General features: G+C 54.8%; 19 protein-coding genes. 4 read left to right on the top strand and 15 right to left on the bottom strand.

The window, feature by feature from the left end; all coding sequences use genetic code 11:
• Nucleotides 1–75: 75 nt before the first annotated feature.
• Both C7E10_RS07790 and C7E10_RS07785 read right to left on the bottom strand, forming a co-directional pair.
• Complete coding sequence (locus tag C7E10_RS07790) at nt 76–381, bottom strand: DUF4387 family protein (RefSeq protein WP_105326761.1); 306 nt, start codon at nt 379–381, stop codon at nt 76–78.
• A gap of 11 nt (nt 382–392) precedes the next feature.
• Complete coding sequence (locus C7E10_RS07785) at nt 393–1,748, bottom strand: acyclic terpene utilization AtuA family protein (RefSeq protein WP_105326760.1); 1,356 nt, start codon at nt 1,746–1,748, stop codon at nt 393–395.
• Between the two features lie 138 nt (nt 1,749–1,886).
• On the opposite strand from C7E10_RS07785, the gene C7E10_RS07780 reads away from it, so the two are divergent.
• Complete coding sequence (locus C7E10_RS07780; protein ID WP_105326759.1) at nt 1,887–2,804, top strand: LysR substrate-binding domain-containing protein; 918 nt, start codon at nt 1,887–1,889, stop codon at nt 2,802–2,804.
• On the opposite strand, the gene C7E10_RS07775 is transcribed toward C7E10_RS07780, so the two are convergent.
• The 6 genes from C7E10_RS07775 to C7E10_RS07750 form a co-directional block, all read right to left on the bottom strand.
• On the bottom strand, nt 2,769–4,034 hold the full coding sequence (locus tag C7E10_RS07775) for a hypothetical protein (protein ID WP_105326758.1): 1,266 nt from the start codon (nt 4,032–4,034) through the stop codon (nt 2,769–2,771). The genes C7E10_RS07780 and C7E10_RS07775 overlap by 36 nt on opposite strands.
• Nucleotides 4,035–4,183: 149 nt before the next feature.
• Nucleotides 4,184–5,611, bottom strand: a complete 1,428-nt coding sequence (locus C7E10_RS07770; RefSeq protein WP_105326757.1) for an FAD-binding oxidoreductase — start codon at nt 5,609–5,611, stop codon at nt 4,184–4,186.
• A 112-nt stretch (nt 5,612–5,723) separates the two neighbouring features.
• Nucleotides 5,724–5,873, bottom strand: a complete 150-nt coding sequence (locus tag C7E10_RS12315; protein WP_231085773.1) for a hypothetical protein — start codon at nt 5,871–5,873, stop codon at nt 5,724–5,726.
• A 99-nt stretch (nt 5,874–5,972) separates the two neighbouring features.
• On the bottom strand, nt 5,973–7,412 hold the full coding sequence (locus tag C7E10_RS07760; RefSeq protein WP_105326755.1) for a carbon starvation CstA family protein: 1,440 nt from the start codon (nt 7,410–7,412) through the stop codon (nt 5,973–5,975).
• A 189-nt stretch (nt 7,413–7,601) separates the two neighbouring features.
• On the bottom strand, nt 7,602–8,858 hold the full coding sequence (locus C7E10_RS07755; protein ID WP_105326754.1) for a hypothetical protein: 1,257 nt from the start codon (nt 8,856–8,858) through the stop codon (nt 7,602–7,604).
• Nucleotides 8,859–8,984: 126 nt separating this feature from the next.
• Nucleotides 8,985–9,287 carry a LysM peptidoglycan-binding domain-containing protein gene (locus tag C7E10_RS07750; RefSeq protein ID WP_199614407.1) on the bottom strand — a complete coding sequence of 101 codons (303 nt, stop codon included), beginning with the start codon at nt 9,285–9,287 and terminating at the stop codon, nt 8,985–8,987.
• Between the two features lie 214 nt (nt 9,288–9,501).
• On the opposite strand from C7E10_RS07750, the gene C7E10_RS07745 reads away from it, so the two are divergent.
• Nucleotides 9,502–10,173 carry a response regulator transcription factor gene (locus C7E10_RS07745; protein WP_105326753.1) on the top strand — a complete coding sequence of 224 codons (672 nt, stop codon included), beginning with the start codon at nt 9,502–9,504 and terminating at the stop codon, nt 10,171–10,173.
• 23 nt (nt 10,174–10,196) lie between these two features.
• On the top strand, nt 10,197–11,954 hold the full coding sequence (locus C7E10_RS07740) for a sensor histidine kinase (RefSeq protein ID WP_105326752.1): 1,758 nt from the start codon (nt 10,197–10,199) through the stop codon (nt 11,952–11,954).
• 334 nt (nt 11,955–12,288) lie between these two features.
• Here the strand turns inward: C7E10_RS07740 and C7E10_RS07735 are convergent, their stop codons facing one another.
• The 4 genes from C7E10_RS07735 to C7E10_RS07720 all read right to left on the bottom strand — a co-directional run bounded on the left by C7E10_RS07735 (nt 12,289) and on the right by C7E10_RS07720 (nt 16,155).
• Complete coding sequence (locus C7E10_RS07735; protein ID WP_105326751.1) at nt 12,289–13,065, bottom strand: ATP-grasp domain-containing protein; 777 nt, start codon at nt 13,063–13,065, stop codon at nt 12,289–12,291.
• Nucleotides 13,066–13,143: 78 nt separating this feature from the next.
• Nucleotides 13,144–13,542: a DUF190 domain-containing protein gene (locus tag C7E10_RS07730; RefSeq protein WP_105326750.1), complete on the bottom strand. Its 399-nt coding sequence runs from the start codon at nt 13,540–13,542 to the stop codon at nt 13,144–13,146.
• A 151-nt stretch (nt 13,543–13,693) separates the two neighbouring features.
• The gene (locus tag C7E10_RS07725; protein ID WP_199614405.1) at nt 13,694–14,662 is read right to left on the bottom strand and encodes a hypothetical protein; all 969 of its coding nucleotides are present in this window, start codon (nt 14,660–14,662) and stop codon (nt 13,694–13,696) included.
• The gene (locus tag C7E10_RS07720) at nt 14,659–16,155 is read right to left on the bottom strand and encodes a class I adenylate-forming enzyme family protein (RefSeq protein WP_105326749.1); all 1,497 of its coding nucleotides are present in this window, start codon (nt 16,153–16,155) and stop codon (nt 14,659–14,661) included. Before C7E10_RS07720 ends, C7E10_RS07725 begins: the two co-directional genes overlap by 4 nt.
• Nucleotides 16,156–16,265: 110 nt before the next feature.
• On the opposite strand from C7E10_RS07720, the gene C7E10_RS07715 reads away from it, so the two are divergent.
• Nucleotides 16,266–16,661 carry a thioesterase family protein gene (locus C7E10_RS07715; RefSeq protein ID WP_105326748.1) on the top strand — a complete coding sequence of 132 codons (396 nt, stop codon included), beginning with the start codon at nt 16,266–16,268 and terminating at the stop codon, nt 16,659–16,661.
• Nucleotides 16,662–16,665: 4 nt separating this feature from the next.
• On the opposite strand, the gene C7E10_RS07710 is transcribed toward C7E10_RS07715, so the two are convergent.
• From C7E10_RS07710 to C7E10_RS07700, 3 genes are all read right to left on the bottom strand, one after another.
• Nucleotides 16,666–17,487, bottom strand: coding sequence for a bifunctional 5,10-methylenetetrahydrofolate dehydrogenase/5,10-methenyltetrahydrofolate cyclohydrolase (locus tag C7E10_RS07710; protein WP_105326747.1), 822 nt, complete (start codon nt 17,485–17,487; stop codon nt 16,666–16,668).
• Nucleotides 17,488–17,703: 216 nt separating this feature from the next.
• Nucleotides 17,704–19,824 carry a penicillin-binding transpeptidase domain-containing protein gene (locus C7E10_RS07705; protein WP_105326746.1) on the bottom strand — a complete coding sequence of 707 codons (2,121 nt, stop codon included), beginning with the start codon at nt 19,822–19,824 and terminating at the stop codon, nt 17,704–17,706.
• A complete protein-coding gene (locus C7E10_RS07700) occupies nt 19,821–21,026 on the bottom strand; it encodes an FtsW/RodA/SpoVE family cell cycle protein (RefSeq protein ID WP_105326745.1) in 1,206 nt (401 codons plus the stop codon). Before C7E10_RS07700 ends, C7E10_RS07705 begins: the two co-directional genes overlap by 4 nt.
• Nucleotides 21,027–21,035 lie beyond the last annotated feature (9 nt).

Genomic DNA, 21,035 nt, shown 5'->3' with positions numbered 1-21,035 from the left:
AATGGGAAAATTCTTTTTGAAGGCACAAAAAAACGGAAGTTTTTATAGAAACTCCCGTTTTTTATCACTAGTTGTTTAGACTTCCAAATCCAATAGGCTTACATACTGCTGGCCGCCGTGCATATCCCGTTCATCCCGGGAACCTTCCACCGGCCGGCGGGGAAAACTCAATTTCACCACCTGAATCTCCGGCAGGGCAAAAATTTTGATTAGGTCCGGGGTTACCGCAAACATCTTGGCAATGGTTTCCCGATTCCGGGTAAAGCAATCTGCCACCCGGTCCGTATCCTCCTTGCTGCAGCAGAAGGCATCCACGGTCAGCCAGAAAGGGCCGGCATTTTTGCTTCTTAAATATCTTACTGTTTCTCCAAGAGTAGCCATAGAATCCTCCTTTATGCCTCAGTTTCCTGGAAGGTGACCAATTCCAGCGGGTCCTCCAGGGAAACCGTGTGGTACAGCTTAAATTCGTAAATCTTGCCCCGCTCTATTTCTGCCGGGGAGAAGGCAAAGCCAAAGGAAGGCATCTGCCGCTCCGGGAACAGGTTGTAGTGGAGCAGGAGCGGGTTAAAGGCCTTGGCCACCTGGGTGGCAAGTTCCTGGGTATCCGCCGTTACCGTCAGCAAAAGGCCAATTTCTTCCGGCACATAGCCTTCCTTTACCGGCTGGCCGGATACGGCGTTATAGCCATAGGGTTTCAGGTTAATGTGGTAGGACGCTGCTGCCACCCCCATGGAGGTCAGCTTAGAGGTACCTTCCTGGCGGATGGCTTCCACAAAGCGCAGGGGATCCTTCAGGATTTCCCGGTCCCGGATACCCACCAGGGAAATGGTCTGATAGCCCACGGCGCCGGAGCCTTCCAGTTTCATGGTATAGGGCTTGTGGGTCAGTACCGTGCCTTCCACCCGCACGGTCTTTTCATCCACAGCAGTGTAGGTGGTATGGGAAGCATCAATCTGGATTCCTGGTTCCGTAAGATGGATGGGATCCGCATTCTCATACAGCAAATGGGCGGAAACGGAGTAGGGCGTTACCGTGGCTCCAGGAGCAATGGCCCGGACGGTGAAGCCCTTGTCATCCAGTTCCAGGAAGGCGCAGCCCTGCAGCCCGGCCGAAGTGCACAGGCCGCCGCATTCCGCAATTTTGGCGGCGTGCCAGCAGCTGGCTTCGTGGCAGCCCTTCAGCAGCGGATAGAACGCCATAATGGCCGTATCCGTGGAGCGGCCGCAGACAATGATGTCCGCCCCCATTTCCAGGGCTTTTTGGAAGGGTTCGGCTCCAGAGAGCGCCACAATGTGGTCGCATTCCCCAAAGGTCTCCGCGGTAATTTCCGGAGCCCCGGCCAGGGCCTGGACCTTGCCCGCCTTGTAATAGGCTGCCATTTTGGCCGGCTCCTGTTCCGTGTAGATTTTCACGATTTTCTTGCCATGGATATTTTCTTCCTGGCAGATTTCCTGGATCAGGCGGACCGCTTCATCCACCCCGGCGTTGCTGCCGCAGGTTCCGGCTGACCCAATGGCCATGGGCACACCCAGGGCATGGGCTCCTTTTACCATCCGGCGCAAATCCCGCTTTACCGCCGCCGTCATATACTTGCCCTTGCCCGTCCCCAGGTAGTAGGGGCCAGAATCCGTGGACCCGGCGTCGCAGCAGATAATATCCGGCTGCAGAGCCAGGCCATTGGCAAAAGCCTCGTCCGAACAGTTCAAACCAACAGCTCCGTAGGGAACCAAAATCTTTACATGTGCCATGCTCTTTCCTCCTGTTTCTCTTGCTTTCTGGTTTTAGTATACCGCCCCTATACAATAATGTAAAATTCCATTATAATCATATTACCATAGTATTTATGTTATGTTTCTTGCAAAACAAAGCCCTATGAAGGAGGAACCATGTTTAACGAAAAACAGCTGGAGTACTTTGTAAAAACCGCCCAGACAGGGAATATCACCACGGCCGCCCGGCAGCTGTTCATTTCCCAGCCCGCCCTGAGCCGGGTCATCCGGGACCTGGAAACAGAAGCCGGGGCAGAGCTGTTCATCCGGCGGCAAAGCGGGGTTACCCTGACCCAGGCCGGACAGGTGTACCTGACCTGCTGCCAAGCCATGCTGGAACGGCACCAGGAAGCCCTCCGGGAAATCCAGGATATGCGGGATTCCCAAAAAGGCCAGATTCGCCTGGGGCTGTCCGCCATTTCCGGCCAGTACCTGCTGCCCCAAATTTTGGAAACCTTCCGGGCCAAATACCCCAAGGTGGAGCTGCTGCTGACGGAAACCCAGGTCCGCAAGCTGGACGCAGCCCTGCTGCGGGGAGAAATCGAACTGGCCCTGACCTATTTCACCGATGTGCCGGAACTGGCCTACACCAAAATCCTTACAGACAAAATTTACCTGGAAGCGCCCCCTTCCTTTCCGACCAACAAAAAACACCGGGGAACCGTACCCGGTGTACTCAGCGATTTGCGATTTTTGGAGGGCGCCCCCATGATTCTCCTAAAGCCCGGCCGGGGAATGCGGAAAATGGCCGACGCACTTTGTGAAAAATGGCAGGTTACTCCCAAAGTCATTTTAGAAACAGACAGTATTGAGCTGGCCCACAAACTGGTGCTCCACAATGCGGGTTTCACTTTCGTACCAGGGATTGCCCTGCCTTCCCTGGACCGGGAACAACCGGCCTATTTCTACGATTTTGCACCCCAGTCCCTGACCCGTACCCTGTATCTGGCGCACCGGCCGGCCCTGTACCTGACCAAGGCCATGCAGGACCTGATTGCCCTATTGCAGACGGCCGCTCTCCCCCTCCAGGCGTAAACTGTTGACCGAGTGGTCGATGATGGCCTGATTATCGGTATTTTCCAAGGCAACGTAGTCCAGGGACAGCAGTTTTCCGTCCAGCAGGAACAGGTACCCCAGGCTGGTTTCGCCGCCGCCCCGGGTCTTTTCCACCAGGCAGGTTCGCCCTGCGGCTTGGGAAAAATAGGTGGTGTTTTCTTCCAACGGAACCCCGGGGTGCAGGCTTTCCCACTGGTCCTGCCGGCCCTGGGTCAGCACCCGGCACAGGTTTTTCCGGTCCACTTCTCCCAGATTCTCGTAGCGTTCCGGCAGCACAGCGTAGGTCAAATCCTCCTGCAAGGGATGGTAAATCACCCCAGTCAGCAGCTTATCATCTACGTGCATCTGCATTTGGATATGGGGGTCTCCCGGTTCCTTCAGTTGCAGCTCATCCACACCCCCGTAGGGGATTTCGTAGGACAGGGAGCTGCCCGGAATGGTCACCCGCTCATAGGGCGTGGGAATCTTCAGGGTATCCAGCATTTGGGCAATGGCCGGCTGGAGCGCCTGATTCTCCTCCGCCGTAGTGAGAAAGCTCAGGGTATACAGGTTTTTGCGGTCCGCAAAAAAGTACCGGTCCGCCAGCTTGCCCTCTTCTTCCTGACGAATATGGAAGCCTGGCTGGGTGCCAAAGGTTCCCAGCTTGGCTGCCAGCACCGGCAGCTTTTTTTCTGCCGCTTCCTGGAGGTAGGTTTTCAGGGACAGCTTCAGCATGGAATCCCGGGTATGGAAGGGCTGGTTTTCCTTTTTCCCAGCCTGGGACAGCATGGCCCCATTGGCCGTGTACACAAAAATCCGGTCCCCGTCCAGGGCCCGCATCATAAGGTCCCCCTTGCCATTTTTCTTGGCATAGGTGCCCTGGCTGATAAACCCAGGAGGCAGGGTAAAGCTGACCCCATTCCGGGGATCCCGGTAGTCTTCCCCCTTTTCCGGGAGCGCTGCCTCCTTTACGGCAGACAGGACTGCCTCCTTCGCCGCAGTCTTGGGGCTTGGCAGGGCCTGTTGCTGCGCCGGGACCCCTTTCCCCTTTCCCGCGGCCAGGGCGTCCGGCTTTGCCTTAGCTCCAGCCGCCCGCTGGGCTATTTGGGGTTGGGCGTTTTCTGCCAGAAGTCGGGGCGCCGTTTCCGCTTCTGCGGGGCGTACTTCAACTCCGCTAAGCCCCGCTCCTGCCAGCAGTCCTATTACCAGTAGTCCCAGCCATTTTTTCATGGTTCTTCCCCTCCGTACCTGATAGTCTCTTTTATTATAAAGCAATTCCCCCTTGCTTGCAGGATTTTTTAGCAAGGCGGAAGGCATCCGGCCCCAGAGCGTAAAAAAAGACACGTAAACCGCAGTTTACGCGTCTTTTTTTACAGGTTTCAGGCAATAAAATCGCCGTTCATATCCACCAGTTTCCCCGGGTTCATGATATTGTTGGGATCCAGGGCGTGCTTGATGGCCTTGATCAGTTTCACTTCCCCTTCCGGGGTGCAGCGGGCAAATTCTTCCAGTTTTTTGTAGCCGATGCCGTGTTCGCCGGACATCTTCCCGCCCAGGGCATATACCCGGGGAAACAGGTCCGCATGAAAGGCCTTGATTTTCTTGAACCATTCTTCCGGCGGCAGCCCTTCCTTGTTCAGGGGCAGCACGTGGATATTCCCATCGCCGATATGGGCGCAGGTCACGCAGTACAGGTTGTATTTTTCCCGCAGTTCCGGAATCTGGGCGGTCATTTCCGCAATCTTGTCCAGGGGCACTACGAAATCTTCGGTCTGGAACATTCTGTCCACGTCCCGGGCGGCTTCGGCAAATTCCTTCCGGACCTTCCAAATCCGGTCATCTGCTTCAAATTCGTCCAAGGAACCGTTTGCTTCAGCCAGTTCACAGAGGCGCTCCATTTTCCGGTCGCTTTCTTCCTGGTCAAAGCTTTCCACGGTGACAATCACGTAGCTGCAGCCTTCATTTACATGGGGCATTTCCATATTGTCCAGATATTTGCAGGTCATGACCAGGGCTTCATTGTCCATGAATTCCAGGCTGGTAGGCTCAATGCCGGCCTTCAAGATCTTGTTGGGCAGGGCAAAGGCTTTGGCATCGTCATCAAAAACGCAGACCATATTGAAGTTATAGGGAGGCAGGGGCCAAAGCTTTACGGTAATTTCCGTAATGATGCCCAGGGTCCCTTCGCTGCCGGCAAACAGCTGCTCCAGGCACAGCCCCGTGGAGCACTTCTTCAGCCGGGCGCCCACTTCCACAATATCCCCCAGGGGCGTAACTACCTTCAGGGCGTAGATCTGGTTCCGGGTGGTGCCGTAGCGGACGGCCTTGTTGCCCCCGGCATTGTTGGCTACGTTGCCGCCAATCTGGCTGCTGTCGGCGCTGGAAGGATCTCCAGCGTACAAGAGACCATGTTTCTTGGCTTCTGCCTGGAGCTGACCGGTAATGACGCCGGTTTGCACCACTGCGTACAGGTTATCCGCATCCAGGGTCAGGATCTGGTTCATCCGTTCCAGTTCCACCACCATGCCATGGTAAATGGGAATGGCCCCGCAGGCCACGTTGCTGCCGGCGGACCGGGGCGTAATGGGCACCTTATACTGGTTGGCCAGTTTCACAATGGCAGCCACCTCTTCCGTGGAGCCAGGAAATACTACCACTTCCGGCTTCTTGAAGAAATGGGGATTCCCCTCTTCATCCGTCTGATACTGCTGCAGATATTCTTCGTCGGTCTTTACGTATTTATCCCCCACTACTTCCTGCAGGGCCTGAACCAGTTCCGGCGTAACTGGATTGTACATATTTGTCATGAATTTTCTCCCTCTGTTCCTTTTTTGTTCTAGTTTTTTGCTCCCGCTTTTTTTCTGCGTTCACGAGTATGTTTCCTAGTATACCACATTTTGTATACAAGTAAAGACTGCTTTATGTATAATTATTAATAAAAATTTTATATTCACGCTTTATATGCACTTTTTGCCGGATAACTGTAACGAATTTAGTATTTTTACCCTTTATTTTTGCATAATTATCATTTGCAATATTTTCTTGTACAGTTTTTTCTTCCTCTCCCATTGGACAAAAGTCCAAATTTGTCCAATGGTTAAAGAAAACCCGGAAGCGGCCGCTTCCGGGTTCTCTTTAAGGGAATAAATCTTAAATTCTAAGAAAGCCTTAGCCTTCCACAGGTTTATCTGCCAGATCCAGGGTGCCATTCTTAATCTTGTTGGCGCGTTTCCAGAACAGGCAGAAGGCCAAGATAGCGAAGATAATGCCGGCAGGATAAGCAACAGTCGTGCTCAGCTGCAGACCTTCTTGGGCTACCAGGATGTAGGTGCAGCTTACGGCACTCATGAAGGTTGCCGGGATAATGGCAATCCAGTAGTTGCCTTTATTGGCATACAGGTACATACCGCCGGACCACAGAACGAACATGGCCAGGGTTTGGTTGGTCCAGGAGAAATATCTCCACAGGATGGTTACGTTAACCTGAGTCAGGATCCCGCCTACCAGGATAATGGGGATACTGAGTTTCAGACGGCTGGCAATGGTGTGCTGGTCAATCTTGAACCAGTCGCAGATGGTGTAACGAGCACTGCGGAATGCCGTATCAGCAGAGGATACAGGGCAGGCAATTACGCCGATCATGGCAATGATGGTACCCACAGGTCCCATCAGGCCGGAGCAGATGTCGTACACAACGCCGCCGGCGCCTTTGTAGGTAACAAAAGCAGCGGACAGGCCGGAAGTACCATGGTAGAAGGAGCAGCCGGCAGCAGCCCATACCAGGGCGATGATGCCTTCGCAAACCATAGCGCCGTAGAAAATCTTGTGGCAATCCCGTTCACTCTTGATGCAGCGAGCCATCAGCGGGGACTGGGTGGAATGGAAACCGGAAATGGCACCGCAGGCTACGGTAATGAACATGATGGGCCAAATGGGGGTTCCTTTGGGGTGCATATTGGTCAGGGTAATTTCCGGAATGGCATAACCCTTCACAAACAGCATGGTACCAACACCCAAAGCCATGAAAATCAGGCAGAAGCCAAAAATAGGATACAGCTTGCCGATGATTTTATCAATGGGAAGGAATGTAGCACAGAAATAATAGAGCAGTAATACAGCAAGCCAGAAATTGAAGCTCATGGGAGTGATTTTCATCAGCAGACCAGCAGGGCCCGTGGTGAAGGCAACGCCCACCAGAATCAGCAGCACAACAGAGAAACCGCGCATTACGCTTCTCATCATGTCGCCCAGGTATTTCCCTACGATTTCGGAAATGCTGGCACCGTCGTTCCGTTCGGACAACAGGCCGGAAATAAAGTCATGGACACCGCCGGCAAAAACCGTACCGAAGGTAATCCACAGAAATACTGCAGGGCCCCACATAGCACCTGCCAGAGCACCGAAAATCGGGCCCAGGCCAGCGATATTCAGCAATTGGATCAGGAACACCCGTCCATTGCCCATGGGAACATAGTCAACACCATCCTGCAGCCGATAGGCCGGAGTCTTTCTGTCGTCAATGGGAGGCCGAAAACAGCTTTCCACATAGCCGCCATAAATGAAATATCCGGCAATCAAAATCGCCAAACATACAAAGAAGCTTATCATGGTGAAACCTCCTTCTGCGAACTCCCTTAATTCGCATTGTATTGTCGACTGTATTATAACCCTTTTGACACTAAAAATCCACAATTTGACATTTAATCGTTAGTGAATTCGCATGTTTTTGTAAATTAAATTAGGAGGATGCAAGCATCCTCCTAAAATTGTATACATGATATCTTATTGGCAATACAATTATTTTTGCAGGCCCCAATGGGTTTTGATGTGCAGCCCATCGGCTTCCGGTACCAGGCCCGTCAGACGTACCAGGTCGAACAGGTTGAAGTTCTTGATCTTGGTTTGGGCCAGCTTGCTCTTGTTCACCACTTCCGTAAAGTCCACAGTCAGGGACTGGCCGCTAAAGGTGCAGATCAGGTCTTCCCGGTTCACCACGGTCATGTTGAACAGGGCATTTACCAGGGACATGATGATCCGGGTTCCCAGGAGCCGTACCAGCAGTTCGCCCAGCTTGTTGTCGGCCACCGCAAAGTCGTGGATTCGGAACCGGGCAAAGGAGGCCGTGTTGTTCAGGGTCATGGCTTCAATTTCCACCTGGGCCGTTACCGTACCGTACTTTTCGTGTTCCACGGTAATGTCCAGCAGATTGTCCCCATGGTAGCAGCAGTCCTTGAAGGTAAATTCGCTGTCCTTCATGGCTTCTGCCAGGCCCGCGGACAAATCCGTATAGGGCACCACCACTTCACCCCGGCGCAGCTGTTCCCAGGTCTGGGCCGTAATCCAGCGTTCTGCCGCTTCCTTAAAGGGAGCAGCCATTTCCGTGATATTTTCTGCCATGCCGTTCATATTGCCGGCCACTTCTCCCAGCTTGTCCGCTGCTGCGTCCGCTTTTTCCTTCACGGTATCAAACAGGGGCGCTGCCTTTTCCATAACTTTCTTGGTTTCATCTCCCAAGGGAATGTTCTTGTTGGGGTTTTCCGTAAATTCCTTGAACCGGCGGGACCCTTCTTTCCGGGCTTCTTCAAACATTTCCTTGAATTCAGCCAGGTCCTTAGGCCGGCCAGCTTCCAGCCAGGCGTTGGCAGCCTTGCCCACGGCGTAGGTGATGCCTACGGCAGCGGGAACCTGCAGGGGCGGGAAGGGAATAATGGTGAACAGGGTCTGTCCCACAAAGGAAGCCCCCAGAGAACCAATCAGGCCGGCAATGGCCCCCGTTTCCAGTTCAATCCCCCGCAAATCGCTGAGCCGGGTAATCATATACACTTCGTTGGCCATAAGGGCCAGGGATCCCAAAAACGGCGTCATCACAATAACGCTGGCCCGGGCTGCACCCCAGCGGATAATCCGTTCCGACTCTGCCTGAATGTCCACCGGCTCCAGGGCCTCATCCCTTGCTTCCTGGCTTTCCGTTTCATCCATGGGACGGGTTTCCGCCTCTTCTACGGTTTCTTCTACTTTTTGATCCTGTTCTTTTTTATCAGCATCTTCCAGCATGAATATCCCTCCTACCCTGCTCCAGCTGCCATAAACGCCGGAGGAGATTTTTCTTTTAGTATATCATATTTGACAGGATGAAAGGAATAAAAGTTCAACTGTGCCGCTTCCCCGGCTCGGGTTGCCTTAGGGCCGGCTGGCCAGCTGGCCCTTTTCTCCCGCTTCGGCCCGTACCGGAACTACCAGTACCTGCCCCGGCTGGAGGGCTTGGTGCAGATCCAGGTGATTGGCCTGGGTAATCCGGTCCAGTACCGCCCGGACGTCTTCTTCCGGTCCCGCCGCCTGGCTGGCAATGCCCCACAGGGTATCCCCGCTGTAGACCAATACCTGCTTTTTATGATAAACCACAGGCTCCCGGTCCAAATCCAGCACCATTAAACCTGACAAAAGGAATAATCCCGCCAAAAACAGCCCAAATATCGTTTTCATCGTTTATCCTTCCTTTCGAACTTTTGTTCGTTTTCTGTATTATAATATGGCTATGGTTTTATTTCAAGATGCTAACGAAAATTTGTTCGCTTATTTTTTGCACTTTTGTAATATTTGTGTAAAGACAGTATTCTTTCTCCTGTCAGCCCTGTTGCAAACTTTCCCTTCATCGTATAATAAGCCTATAGAAGGGAACACCCTAAAGGAGGTAACCATGGCCCTAATCTATTGTGTAGAAGATGACGAAAATATCCGCGAGCTGGTGCGCTATGCCCTGGCCAGCCAAAACTTTGAAGCCCAGGCTTTTCCCGATGGTGCTGCCTTTTGGAAAGCCCTGGAAAAACAGATTCCCAATCTGGTACTGCTGGACATTATGCTGCCGGAAGAAAGCGGCCTGGAAATCCTGAAAAAGCTTCGGGAAAAACCAGCCACCCAATCCCTGCCCGTCATTATGCTCACCGCCCGGACCGGGGAATACGACATTGTCAAAGGACTGGATACTGGCGCCGACGACTATATGACCAAACCCTTCGGAATTATGGAGCTGATCAGCCGAGTCAAGGCTGTTCTACGCCGGGGCGGCTCCCTGCCCCAGGACCAGGATACCCTGGTGTGCGGGGACATTCTCATGGACCTGAAAAAGCACCAGGTACTGGTAAAGGGCCAGCCCTGCGTCCTGACGGTTAAGGAATTTGACCTGCTCCACTATCTCATGGCCAATGCGGGCATTGTCCTGAGCCGGGATCAGATTATGGAAGCCGTCTGGTCCTTCTCCTACGCCGGGGAAAGCCGGACCATCGACATGCACATCCGCAGCCTGCGGCAAAAATTAGGAGACGCCGGCAAGGTGATCCAAACGGTCCGGGGCGTGGGCTACCGAATTTAGCGGAAAAGGAGCCCTGACTGCCCATGAAAAAAAGAATTTATCTTCACCTGCTGCTGGTAGGCGTGGTCTGCATCTTGCTTACCGCCCTGGTCTGCGCCTTTGCCTATTGGCAGACCTCCAAGCAGGAAACCGGCTACTACCTGGAACAGACAGCCTCCGTGCTGGGTTCGGAATTGACCCGGCAGGAAAACCCCCTGGAATTTCTGGACCATACCAGCAAAGCCAGTCCGGATTTACGGATTACCTGGGTGGCGGAAGACGGCCGGGTCCTGTACGATTCCATGAAAAATGCGTCGGACATGGATAACCACAAGGAACGGCCGGAAATCCTCCGGGCCCTGCTAAAGGGCCGGGGTACCGATGCCCGGGAGTCCAGCACCCTGGGGCAGCTGAACCTGTACTCCGCCCTAAGGCTTACCGATGGCAGTGTGCTCCGGGTAGCCTGGACCCAAAAGGATCTGTTCCGGCCCCTGGCGCTGCTGCTGCCCTGGTGGCTGCTGGCCCTGGGCGTACTGATGCTCATTTGCCTGTTTACCGTGCGCCATTTTACCAAGGATTTAATCAAGCCCCTGGACCAGGCCACCCTGTACCTGTCCCGGATTGGCAACAGCCAGGAACAGCTTCCTGACACCTTGTTTCAAAATTCCTATGATGAACTGAAGCCCTTCCTGAACACCATTCGCCAGCAGGGGGCCCAGCTGGACCAAAGCATGCGCCAGCTTCAGGAAGAACGCAACACCATGCGGTTGATTACCGATAATCTGACAGAAGGCGTCTTTCTGCTGGACGACCAGCTGCGGATCCAGTGGGTCAATGCCTGGGGCAGCCGGCTGCTTTTGGCCGGAAACCCTTCGGCCACTGCGGGCCGGGAACAGCTGACGGACAAGTTTCTCATGGCCCTGCTTCCCCAGGACGCCCGCATCAAACCGGAAATTCTCCAGGACGGGGAACCCCATACCTGGCTGATGAAACACCAGGCCCACCAGTACCGGCTGCTGCTGCGGCCCCTGGAGACGCCCCGGGAGCGGGCCTCCCAGCTGCTGATTATCCGGGATATTACGGAGGCCCGGGAACGGGAGCAGCTGCGCCGGGACTTTACCGCCAACGTTACCCATGAGCTGAAAACTCCCCTGACCTCCATCAGCGGCTTTGCAGAACTGATGGCTGCGGGAATGTACCAGAAAAAAGAAGACATTGCCCACTTTGGCCAGCTGATCCGCCAGGAAGCCAAAAGGCTCCTGGAAATGATTAACAGCATCATCTTCCTGTCCCGGATTGAGGAAGTCCCTGCCGGTACCCTGAAAGAAGCGGTGCCCCTGGGTGACCTGATCCGGACCGTGGTGGATTTTATGGACCCCTTCTGCAAGGAAAAGCAGGTGACCGTCCACTGCCAGCTGACCCAGGACAAGGTCCGGGGCAGCGGCAGCCTGCTAAGGGAAATGGCCATGAATCTGATTGACAACGGGGTAAAATACAACCGTCCCGGCGGCCACGTGTACGTTTCTATGAAGCGGGACGGAGCCTGGGTCCAGCTTACCGTCCGGGATACGGGCATCGGCATTCCCGACGCCGTTCAGGAGCGGGTCTTTGAACGCTTCTACCGGGTAGAAGAAAGCCGTTCCAAGCAAAGCGGCGGCAGCGGCCTGGGACTCAGCATCGTCAAGCACATTGTGGAGCAGCACCAGGGCCAAATCAGCCTGGTCAGCCGGCTGAACGAAGGCACCACCATTACCGTGCGCCTGCCCGCCGAGGGTCCCCAGGAAGAAACGCAAAACGCCTGATAAAAAAGAGGCTGTGAAATAATACTCCTGAAAGAAAAAACGGCTTGCGAGCTTAAAAGACTTCGCAAGTCGTTTTTATTGTTCTTTATAACCGTATCCTAACAAACTTCCTCTGTCAGCCTTGCAGGCTGCCAGCCCCTACAACACTTTGCGGCCGCATCCAAACAGCCCGACAAATTATGCAAGTGGCTGTTTGGTCAATAAGGCCCACGCGATAGCCGTCCAGGAGTCAAGCCTGAAAGGTGACGACTGGAGCACGGCGAACCGCTAAGGATGTGGGACCTGAAGGGCCTCGGAGGAAGTTTCATTTTTTTCACAGCCCCTATTTTTTATTTCAGCAGGTAAAGTGATAGGCGTCCGGTACACCAAGAAGCTGGCTCCACCGGGCGGAAATCAATTTGGCATAGGGCAGAGCCCTTAGGCCATAACAGCCCAGTGCATAGGCATCATTGCATTCCACCAAGACTGTCCGCCCGTCCCCAGTTACGCCAATATCCATGCTGCAAGCCCACGGCCGATCTTGCCAGGTACGGAAAGCCGCCAGCATTTTCAGCAGCTGCTGCGGATCATAGTGGTACAAATAGCCCTCGCCCATTTGATAGGGCCGCACATCCACCAACTGGTCATAGATGATAAAACAACGCCACTCCTGTTTCAGTTCCAGTGGTTCACTGACCAGCACCGCCAGGTCTTCGTTTTCCTGTCCGCAGCCTTCCAAATCCGCCAGGGATTGGATAATTTTCCCGGTAAAAGCTTTGTCCTTCACAGGTTTTACAAAGTACCCGGCCTGCCACAGCTTCTCGTCACTGGCAATATGGTTCAGGGTATCGGACCAGATTTTCCTTCCCAGAAAAGGCTGCAGCGGCTCTGGATAATCCGGTAAATAAGGGTGAATCCCAAATTTCTGGAAGATTTCCTGGCATTGCTCAATATAATCCAAGACAATATCCTCCCGTTCCACCTGGTCATACACCTCATCCAAGGAATGATACGGAATTACTTCCGCGCCCATTTCACCAAACCCGTACAGGGCATTGGCAAAATTCCAGCTGTGAGGGAGCTCAATTCCCATACCCCGGTCAAATTTCATCTTGCAAAATACTCTCCCCATGGTATGCTTCCTTTCTGCCACAACAAAGGGCATAGCCCCAAACGGCTATGCCCGGCGAATTTCTTTTGTTTTTCTGTATTACCCTTGGGGAGCGGGATTCGGCCGCTTGGCAATGGACTTTTCGTATTCGTTCTTCACAAAGTCCGTCATCAGCATATCCACTTCTTCCACCGTTGCCACACCATGGGTCAGGTTTTCCTTCAGGAACGGGAAGAGCCGTTCAATTTGTTCCTTGGTATCAATCATGGTAATGATCACCGGCAGGTTGATGGCTTCGGAAACACTGATAAACAGCCGCCGTTCCTTGCCCCGGATGCGGCTGCCGTAGCCCTGGGTTCCCGGGTACACAGTACAGCCGGCAATTTTGTATTGATTGGCTATATCAAATATTGCTTTATAAAAGGGTCTGTCTTTGTAAAAGAAATCCTCGCCAACATAGATGTTCAATTTGGTCAGTCTCAAAAAATCGTCTGCCATACAATTCCCTCCCATTCTAGCTCTATTTTTATTGTAACATAAATTCAAGCTTGGTGTAATAGTAAAACTTGCTTGAAGTACAAAAAATTGACTGATTGGTCAAAAAGCCTGGAGAAAAAACCGTTTCCCAAAAGGGAAACGGAAATTTTCTTTAGGATTTCTCCGGATGCTCCGGCTTGTCCTCCGTTGGGGACGTCTCTGGGGTTTCTTCTTCAGGCACCGCCTTGGCCTTCAGTTCCTGTTCCAGCTTCTTGTCAGGAGCGGAGGTCTGAACCTGATCTTCCGGCAGGGGGATGATCCTGGCGCTGGCTTCCTGCCGGGCCGTCCATTCCCGCATGGCCTTCTGCCGGCGGATTTTCCGCACGTAGGCTAAGGCTACGCCGCCTAACACAATAATCACCATAACCCAGCCCGCAGCCTTCACCGGGTTCAGGTAGGTAACAGAAGCATCCAGGGGCACTTCTTCCCCCAAAGGAAGCTTCCAGGTAAGCACCCGTTTGTCGTCGCTGACCTGGGGTGCGTTGGTGCTGTCCACGCCGGTGGGCAGAATCAGGGTAAACTGGAGGTCAATCTGCTTCATGACATTTTCCAGTACCGCCTGAGCGTCCTTGTTTTTCAGTTTTTCATTGGTGCCCATGTTTACGCCGGTGTGGACGCTGATGGTATCAAACAGCAGTCCGCCCTTCAAGGTCACAATGGGCTTTTTCTCCGCTTTGTCCGGTGCCGGGGCTGCCGGGGCAGCCGGCGTGCTGCCAGCCTGTTTTTGGGCGTCGGGCTTTTGGCCATTTTGGTCCACCGCCGTTTGGGCCGCGTTTTCCCAGGTCTTGAAGTCAAAGGTCTTCAGTACCTTGGAGTCCTTGATGTCCTTCAGCTGGTTATAGTGCTTTTGGGCCGTGAACCCGCTGTAGTCCCCTTCCTTGACCGTTTCAATATGATAGCCGTCCTTTTGGAAATCCTCCTGGAAGGAATCCACGGTGGGTTTCAGCATGGGCACTGCCGTCAGCTTGCAGGTCAGATCTGCGGCTCCCAGCCGGGTTACCTGGAGGGTAATATGACCCTTGGCACAGCCCCCCAGCAGAAAGGTCAGCAGAATGCAGAGCCCAATCAGGATTTTTCTCATAAAGACCTCCCGGACATGCGCCGCTGCTGAAGAATTTCTTCTGCCTGCTGGCGCAGAATATTTTTCCGCACTTTGCCCAAACTGGTTTTGGGCAATTCCTGGATGATAAAGTATTCCCGGGGCACCTTATAGGGGGCAATCCGCCCCAACAGGTACCGGCGCAGCTCCTTGGGATTGCACTGGGCCCCTTCCTGGAGCACCAAAAAGGCCGTAATGGCCTGGCCCCGAAGCCGGTCGGCTACGCCTACCACGGAGGCTTCCCGAATACCGGGATATTGGGTAATGGCTTCTTCCACTTCCCGGGGGTAGACATTTTCCCCGCTAGAAATAATCATATCCTTTAGGCGGTCCACCAGGAAAATAAACCCGTCTTCATCGGCATAGCCCACATCTCCTGTGTGGAGCCAGCCTCCCGCCAGGGTTTCCTTGGTGGCTTCCAGCCGGTTCAGGTACCCCAGCATCACGTTGGGACCCCGGACCACCACTTCGCCGGCTTCGCCCTGGGGCACTTCCCGGCCCTGGGGATTCAAGATGCGGACTTCTTCTTCCACCAGGGGCAGGCCAATGGAGCCAAACTTCACGTTCCCCGGCCGGTTTACGGACACCACAGGCGCCGCTTCGGACAGGCCGTAGCCTTCCAGCACCGGATGGCCAAACTTATCCGCAAACTTCTGCCCCAATACCTTGCCCAGGGAAGCTCCGCCGCAAATAAATTCCCGTACCGTGGAAAGCTCGGAGGGCTCGGCCCCTTCCAGCAGCAGCTCCATCACCGCAGGCACCCCGGTAAACAGGGTAACCCCATGGCGCTGTACCAGCCGGATGGCAGTCTTGAAATTGTAGTTGGCCTGGATCACCAGCTGGGCCCCCAAAAGCAAGCTCAGGCTGACGCAGACGCTCCAGGCGTAGCAGTGGTACATGGGCAGCAGGCAGAGGATAACATCTTCCGGCCGGGCATGGATGGCGTCCTGGAAATCCCAGGCGTTGGCTACCAGATTCTTATGGCTGAGCATAGCCCCTTTGGGCCGGCCCGTAGTTCCGGAGGTATAAATGATGGTGCAGTTGTCGTCCTCCGTCCGGGGGACCTCCTGCAAACTGCCGCTTACCGGAGCGTCCAGTTCCCCAAAGGTCAGCTGCCGCACCGGGGCGCAGCCCAGCTCTGCCAGCGGCCCGTCCAGTTCCAATTTGGCCTGGGTCAGGAACAGATGAATCTCCGCATCCTTGATCATGTAGGCCACTTCCCGGGGCACCAGCTGGAAATTAATGGGAACAATCACGCCCCCAGCCCGGATTACCGCCATATAGGCCGCTACGTATTCCGCACAGTTCCGGGAAAACAGGCCCACCCGTTCCCCCTTTTTCAGTCCGGCTTCCTGTAAAAAGGCGGCCCACCGGTCCACCTGCTCCCGCAGCTCACCATAGGTAATGACCCGGTCCTGGTCAAGCAAAGCCGGCCGATCCGCAGGATGGCTGGCAATCAACTGATAATAAAACATGCGTCCTCCTCCAATTGCAAATATAACAGTCTGCCTTCTGCCCTTGCCTTTCCGGCAGAAAGCGAGTAAGATGAATTCGTTCAACAATAATTCCAGAAAGAAGTGAGAGTATGAAAGAATTTCGCATTGGTTCTGTAGGCGAAGCCTCCGAAACCGTTCTTCACACCAACACGGCTAAAGCCATGGGCAGCGGGTCCCTGGATGTTTATGCCACCCCGGCCATGCTGGCCCTGATGGAAAAAGCCGCCTGTGAAATCGTCAATCCCTGCCTGGACGACGCTACCACCAGCGTGGGCATCAGCGTGAACCTGTCCCACGATGCCGCTACCCTGGTAGGCAAAACCGTCAACGCCAAAGCCGTTCTGGTGGGCGTAGATGGCCGCAAGCTGACCTTCAAGATTACGGTCTCCGATGATTACGGCACCATCGGCCAAGGCACCCACGAACGCTTCCTGGTCAACAAGGAAAAATTCCTGGGCAAACTGGCCGCCAAGGATCAAAAATAAAAACTTACAAATTGCGGGTCAAGGTTTCCATTACCATCAGGTTGCTGACCACGCCCACCCCTCCGGGGACCGGCGTGTAGGCGGAAGCCTTGGCCTTTTTTACGTCTTCCGGCACATCTCCCACCAGTTTCCCCTCCAGGGAATTGATGCCGATGTCCACAATCACAGCGCCGTCCTTGACCATGTCTTCGGTGATCAGGTTGGGTTTGCCCACGGCGCAGAGAATCACGTCTGCCTGCCGGGTAATGGCCGGCAGATTTTTGGTAGTGGAGCGGCAGACGGTTACCGTAGCCCGCTCTCCCAAAAGCATCAGGGTAAGCGGCCGGCCCACTACACTGCCGTAGCCCACCATAACCACATTTTTCCCTACCAGGGGCACCTGGTAATAGTCCAAAATGGCCATGCAGGCTCGGGGCGTACAAGGAGCCCAAGGACTGGTGCCCACATAAAAATTGCCGCTGTTCAGCGGATGGATGCAGTCCATATCCTTATCCGGATCCATATGGGCCAAAAGGGCAATCCGGTCAATCTGATGGGGCAGAGGAACCAGCAGCAGGATTCCCGTAACGGAAGGGTCCGCACTCAGCTGGTCCATGGCCCGGTTGGCCTCTTCCTGGGTGGTTTCCTGGGGAAGCACCACCTCCCGGGTTTGGATGCCCAGGCTGGCGGCGGTTTTCAGCAGGCTGCGCTTATAAACCTGGGCCGCCGCATCATTGCCCACCAGAAAGGTGGCCAGGGTCACCTTCCGGCCCTGGAACTTTTCCTGGAGTTCCCGGCGGATTTTGGCAGCCACTGGCTGGCCGGCCATGATGATAGGTTCACTCATACAAATTTCTCCTTATTCCATAGAAAGAGGGCGTGTACTGGTTACACGCCCTCTGTTTTGCTGCAAGACCGGAAAGCCCCGTTCGGCGACCTATCCTGACGGCAAGCGTCAGCGCAGGCTGCCTTAATCTGGAACTTCCAGCAATACCGCCCCAAGGCGGTACTGGCATGATAAAGCTATTTTACACCATGCCAGGCCTTGTGACAAATCATTCTTTTAGTGAAAATAGACTGTTACGGTATTTCCCGGCTGAAGTACCGTTCCCGGAGCCGGATCCTGCTTCCAGCTGGTGCCGCTGCCAATGGGAATCAGGGACAGATTGCCCCCTTCCAGGGCGGCAGCCACTTCCCGCATGGAATAACCCGCCAGATTGGTGAGCTTCACGGAGCCGTCCTCCTGGGGTACCAGGGGGGCCAGTTCCTTCTGCTCTCCGCCGCCGGAAATCAGGGATTCCACCGTAGGCAGACCTTCGGAGTCGCTGGGCTGAATGCCCTTGGCTACCAGGATCTGCTGCAGGGTATCCCGGAAAATAGGCGCGGACACCTGGGAGCCGTAGAAGGCGCCCTTGGGAGAGTCCAGCATGATGATCATGGCGTACTTGGGCTTGTCACTGGGCACAAAGCCCACGAAGGAAGCAATATACACCCCGGGAATGTAGCCGCCCTTGGGGGAGAGTTTTTCAGCAGTACCGGTCTTGCCGGCAATCTTGTAGCCCTTGATCTGTGCCGTCTTGCCGCCGCCTTCGGAAACCACTTTCTCCATCATGCCCCGCATTTCCTCAGCCACTTCCGGGGTAATTACCTGGCGTACCACTTCCCGCTTGCCCTCTCGCAGCACCTTGCCGTCGGGAGCAATGACCCGTTTCACAATATAGGGTTTCAGCAGCGTACCTCCGTTGGCAATGGCGCAGATGCCCCGCAGCATCTGCAGGGGCGTTACCGCAATCCCCTGGCCGATGGCCATGGTAGCCACATCGGAGGGAACCATGTTTTCCGGATTGTACAGGATGCCCGCTTCTTCCCCGGGCACATCACTGCCGGTTACGGAACCAAAGCCAAAGAGCTTGGCGTATTCCGTTTCCTTCTCGCCTCCCAGCTTCAGGCCCAGGTCGGCCATGCCGGTGTTCAGGGAGAATTTGATGATGTCCGTAAAGGTCACGTGCCCCATCCCCTTGCCGTCCCAGTTCCGGATCCGCCGGCCCCCTACATCAATGGAACCCTGGTCGTTAAAGGGCGTATTGGGGGTAATGATGCCTTCCATCAGACCGGCAGAGCCGATAATGGGCTTAAAGACAGAGCCGGGCTCGTACACAATGCCCACGCCCCGGTTCATATACTCTTGCTGGGTGCCCTTGTAGAACACGTTGGGATCAAAGGTGGGCCGGCTGGCCATACCCAGGATTTCCCCGGTATTGGGATCCATCAGAATGGCTGCAGCGCTGGCCGCATGGGTTTTGGCAATGGCCTCGTCCAGGCTTTTTTCCAAGATGAACTGCATCTGGGCATCAATGGTCAGCTCCACCGTATTCATCCGGCGGGCCTGGGTCTGAAGCTGGGAACCCTGCTGGGCCACCCGGTTGCCGTGGGCGTCAAAGTAGCTGCTGCGCTTTTCATCCACGCTTTTCAGCTCCTTGTTCATGGAGGCTTCGATACCCTCCAGGCCCACATCATCGGTGCCCACAAAACCCAGCACCTGGGCTGCCAGTTTGTTTTTCGTGTAAAAGCGCTTGCTTTCTTCCTGGAAATGGAAACCCGGCAGCTTCTGGTCCTTGAGAATTGCTTCCACCTTGTCCGTCACATGGGGGTCCAGGGTCCGTTTGACCCAAATAAACTGCTTATCGGTATCGGAGAACTCCTGGTACAGGTCGTCCGCATTGAGTCCCAGTACAGGGGCCAGCTGGTCCGCTGCCACCCGGCGGGGATCCCGCTGGGGCATCTTTCCCGCCGGCCACCGGGCCGGGTCATCCTTCATTTCCTGGGGATTCACGTACAGGGATTTGCTGATAACGCTGACCGCCAGCTCTTCCCCGTTCCGGTCCACAATACTGCCCCGGGGCGTAACTTCCGTATGTTCCCCGGTAATCTGGTCCATGGCGTTCCGGGCATTTTGGGCCCCATCCACCAGCTGCAGATAGCCAATCCGGACGATAATCAATACCACCATAATGCCTACCAGGCGGCCTATCCACACGGCCCGGGTTTTGCCCTGCTTCAAGATGCTCTGCTTGTCCGCATCCAGATGGAGCACCCGTTCCCTATGGGGAGGGATGGGGAACCTGGTTTTCCGCTCTTCCGGCTGACTGCGGCGGGAAGGCTTGGGAATCTTAGGAAACTTCATGGCCGCCACCTCCTAGCCCCAGGCCGAGTGCCAAAACGGGGTCTTTGGGTACTCCGGGGCATATCCGGAGCCAGTTTTCCCCGCTCCCGCTGGACTTCCGCCCGGTACACACTGAGCACCAGACCAATGCCCATCAGACTGGCAACCAGGCTGGTGCCCCCGTAGCTGATAAAGGTCAGGGGAACGCCAATAACCGGCAAAAGGCCGCAGACCATGGCCATATTGGCAAAGGCCTGGCCCACCACCAGGAAGTTCACCCCAGTGACCAGCAGAAAACCGGCCCGGTCCTGGGTATGCTGGCCCACCCGGTACAGGGCAAACGCCAGCAGGATAAAGCTGAAAATCAGGAACAGTGCCCCCAAAAAGCCCCATTCCTGACAGAAAATGGCAAAGGCAAAGTCCGTATGGGCTTCCGGCAGATAGAAGAACTTGCCAAAGCCCATGCCAAAATGGCTGCCAATGAGCCGGCCGCTGCCAATGGCCACAAAAGACTGTACAGCCTGGTAGCCGTTGCCCTGGGGGTCCAGATAGGGATCAATCCAGAGCCGCACCCGGTTCATCCGGTAGGGTGCCTGGAGAATGGCGGCAATGGATACGACCAGTCCTGCGCCGCCCAAAATCCCGATTTCCCGCAGGTCCAGCCCTGCCACAATATACAAAACAGTAATCAGGGCCATAATAATGGCCGCCGTACCCATATCCGGCTGCAGCAGCACCAAAGCGGCCAAAACCGCCGTAGCCCAAAAAGCCAGGTTGCTGCCCAAATCCATCAGACGGGGCTTTTTCCCCTTGACCATCAAATGGCCCAAATAGCCGGCTCCCATAATAATCACCGCCAGCTTGACAAATTCCGAAGGCTGGAAGGAAATGGACCCCATAGTGACCCAGCGCTGGGCCCCCTTGGTGGTCTTCCCAAAAACATCCACCCCAATCAGAATGGCCAAAAAGATGGCATAGATCTGGGAATTGTAGTTAAAGAAATTATGATAGTCGGTTTTCCAGCCCAGCCAATACATGAAGGCCAGTCCCACCGCCCCGTAGGCAGCGTACCGGATCAGGTAGTGATAGCCGTTGCCAAACATATCGGCCGCTGTCACAAAGCTGGCACTGAATACATTGACGCAGCCCAGCAGCATGAGAAACAGTACCAGGGAAACAATGGCGTCCCTGGGATTTTCCCAAATCAAAAACCGTTTTTGCATAACCCTCCT

The sequence above is a fragment of the Acidaminococcus hominis genome (genome assembly GCF_900291475.1).
GTDB lineage: Bacteria > Bacillota > Negativicutes > Acidaminococcales > Acidaminococcaceae > Acidaminococcus > Acidaminococcus hominis.
This window is presented reverse-complemented; position numbering and strand designations above follow the sequence as displayed.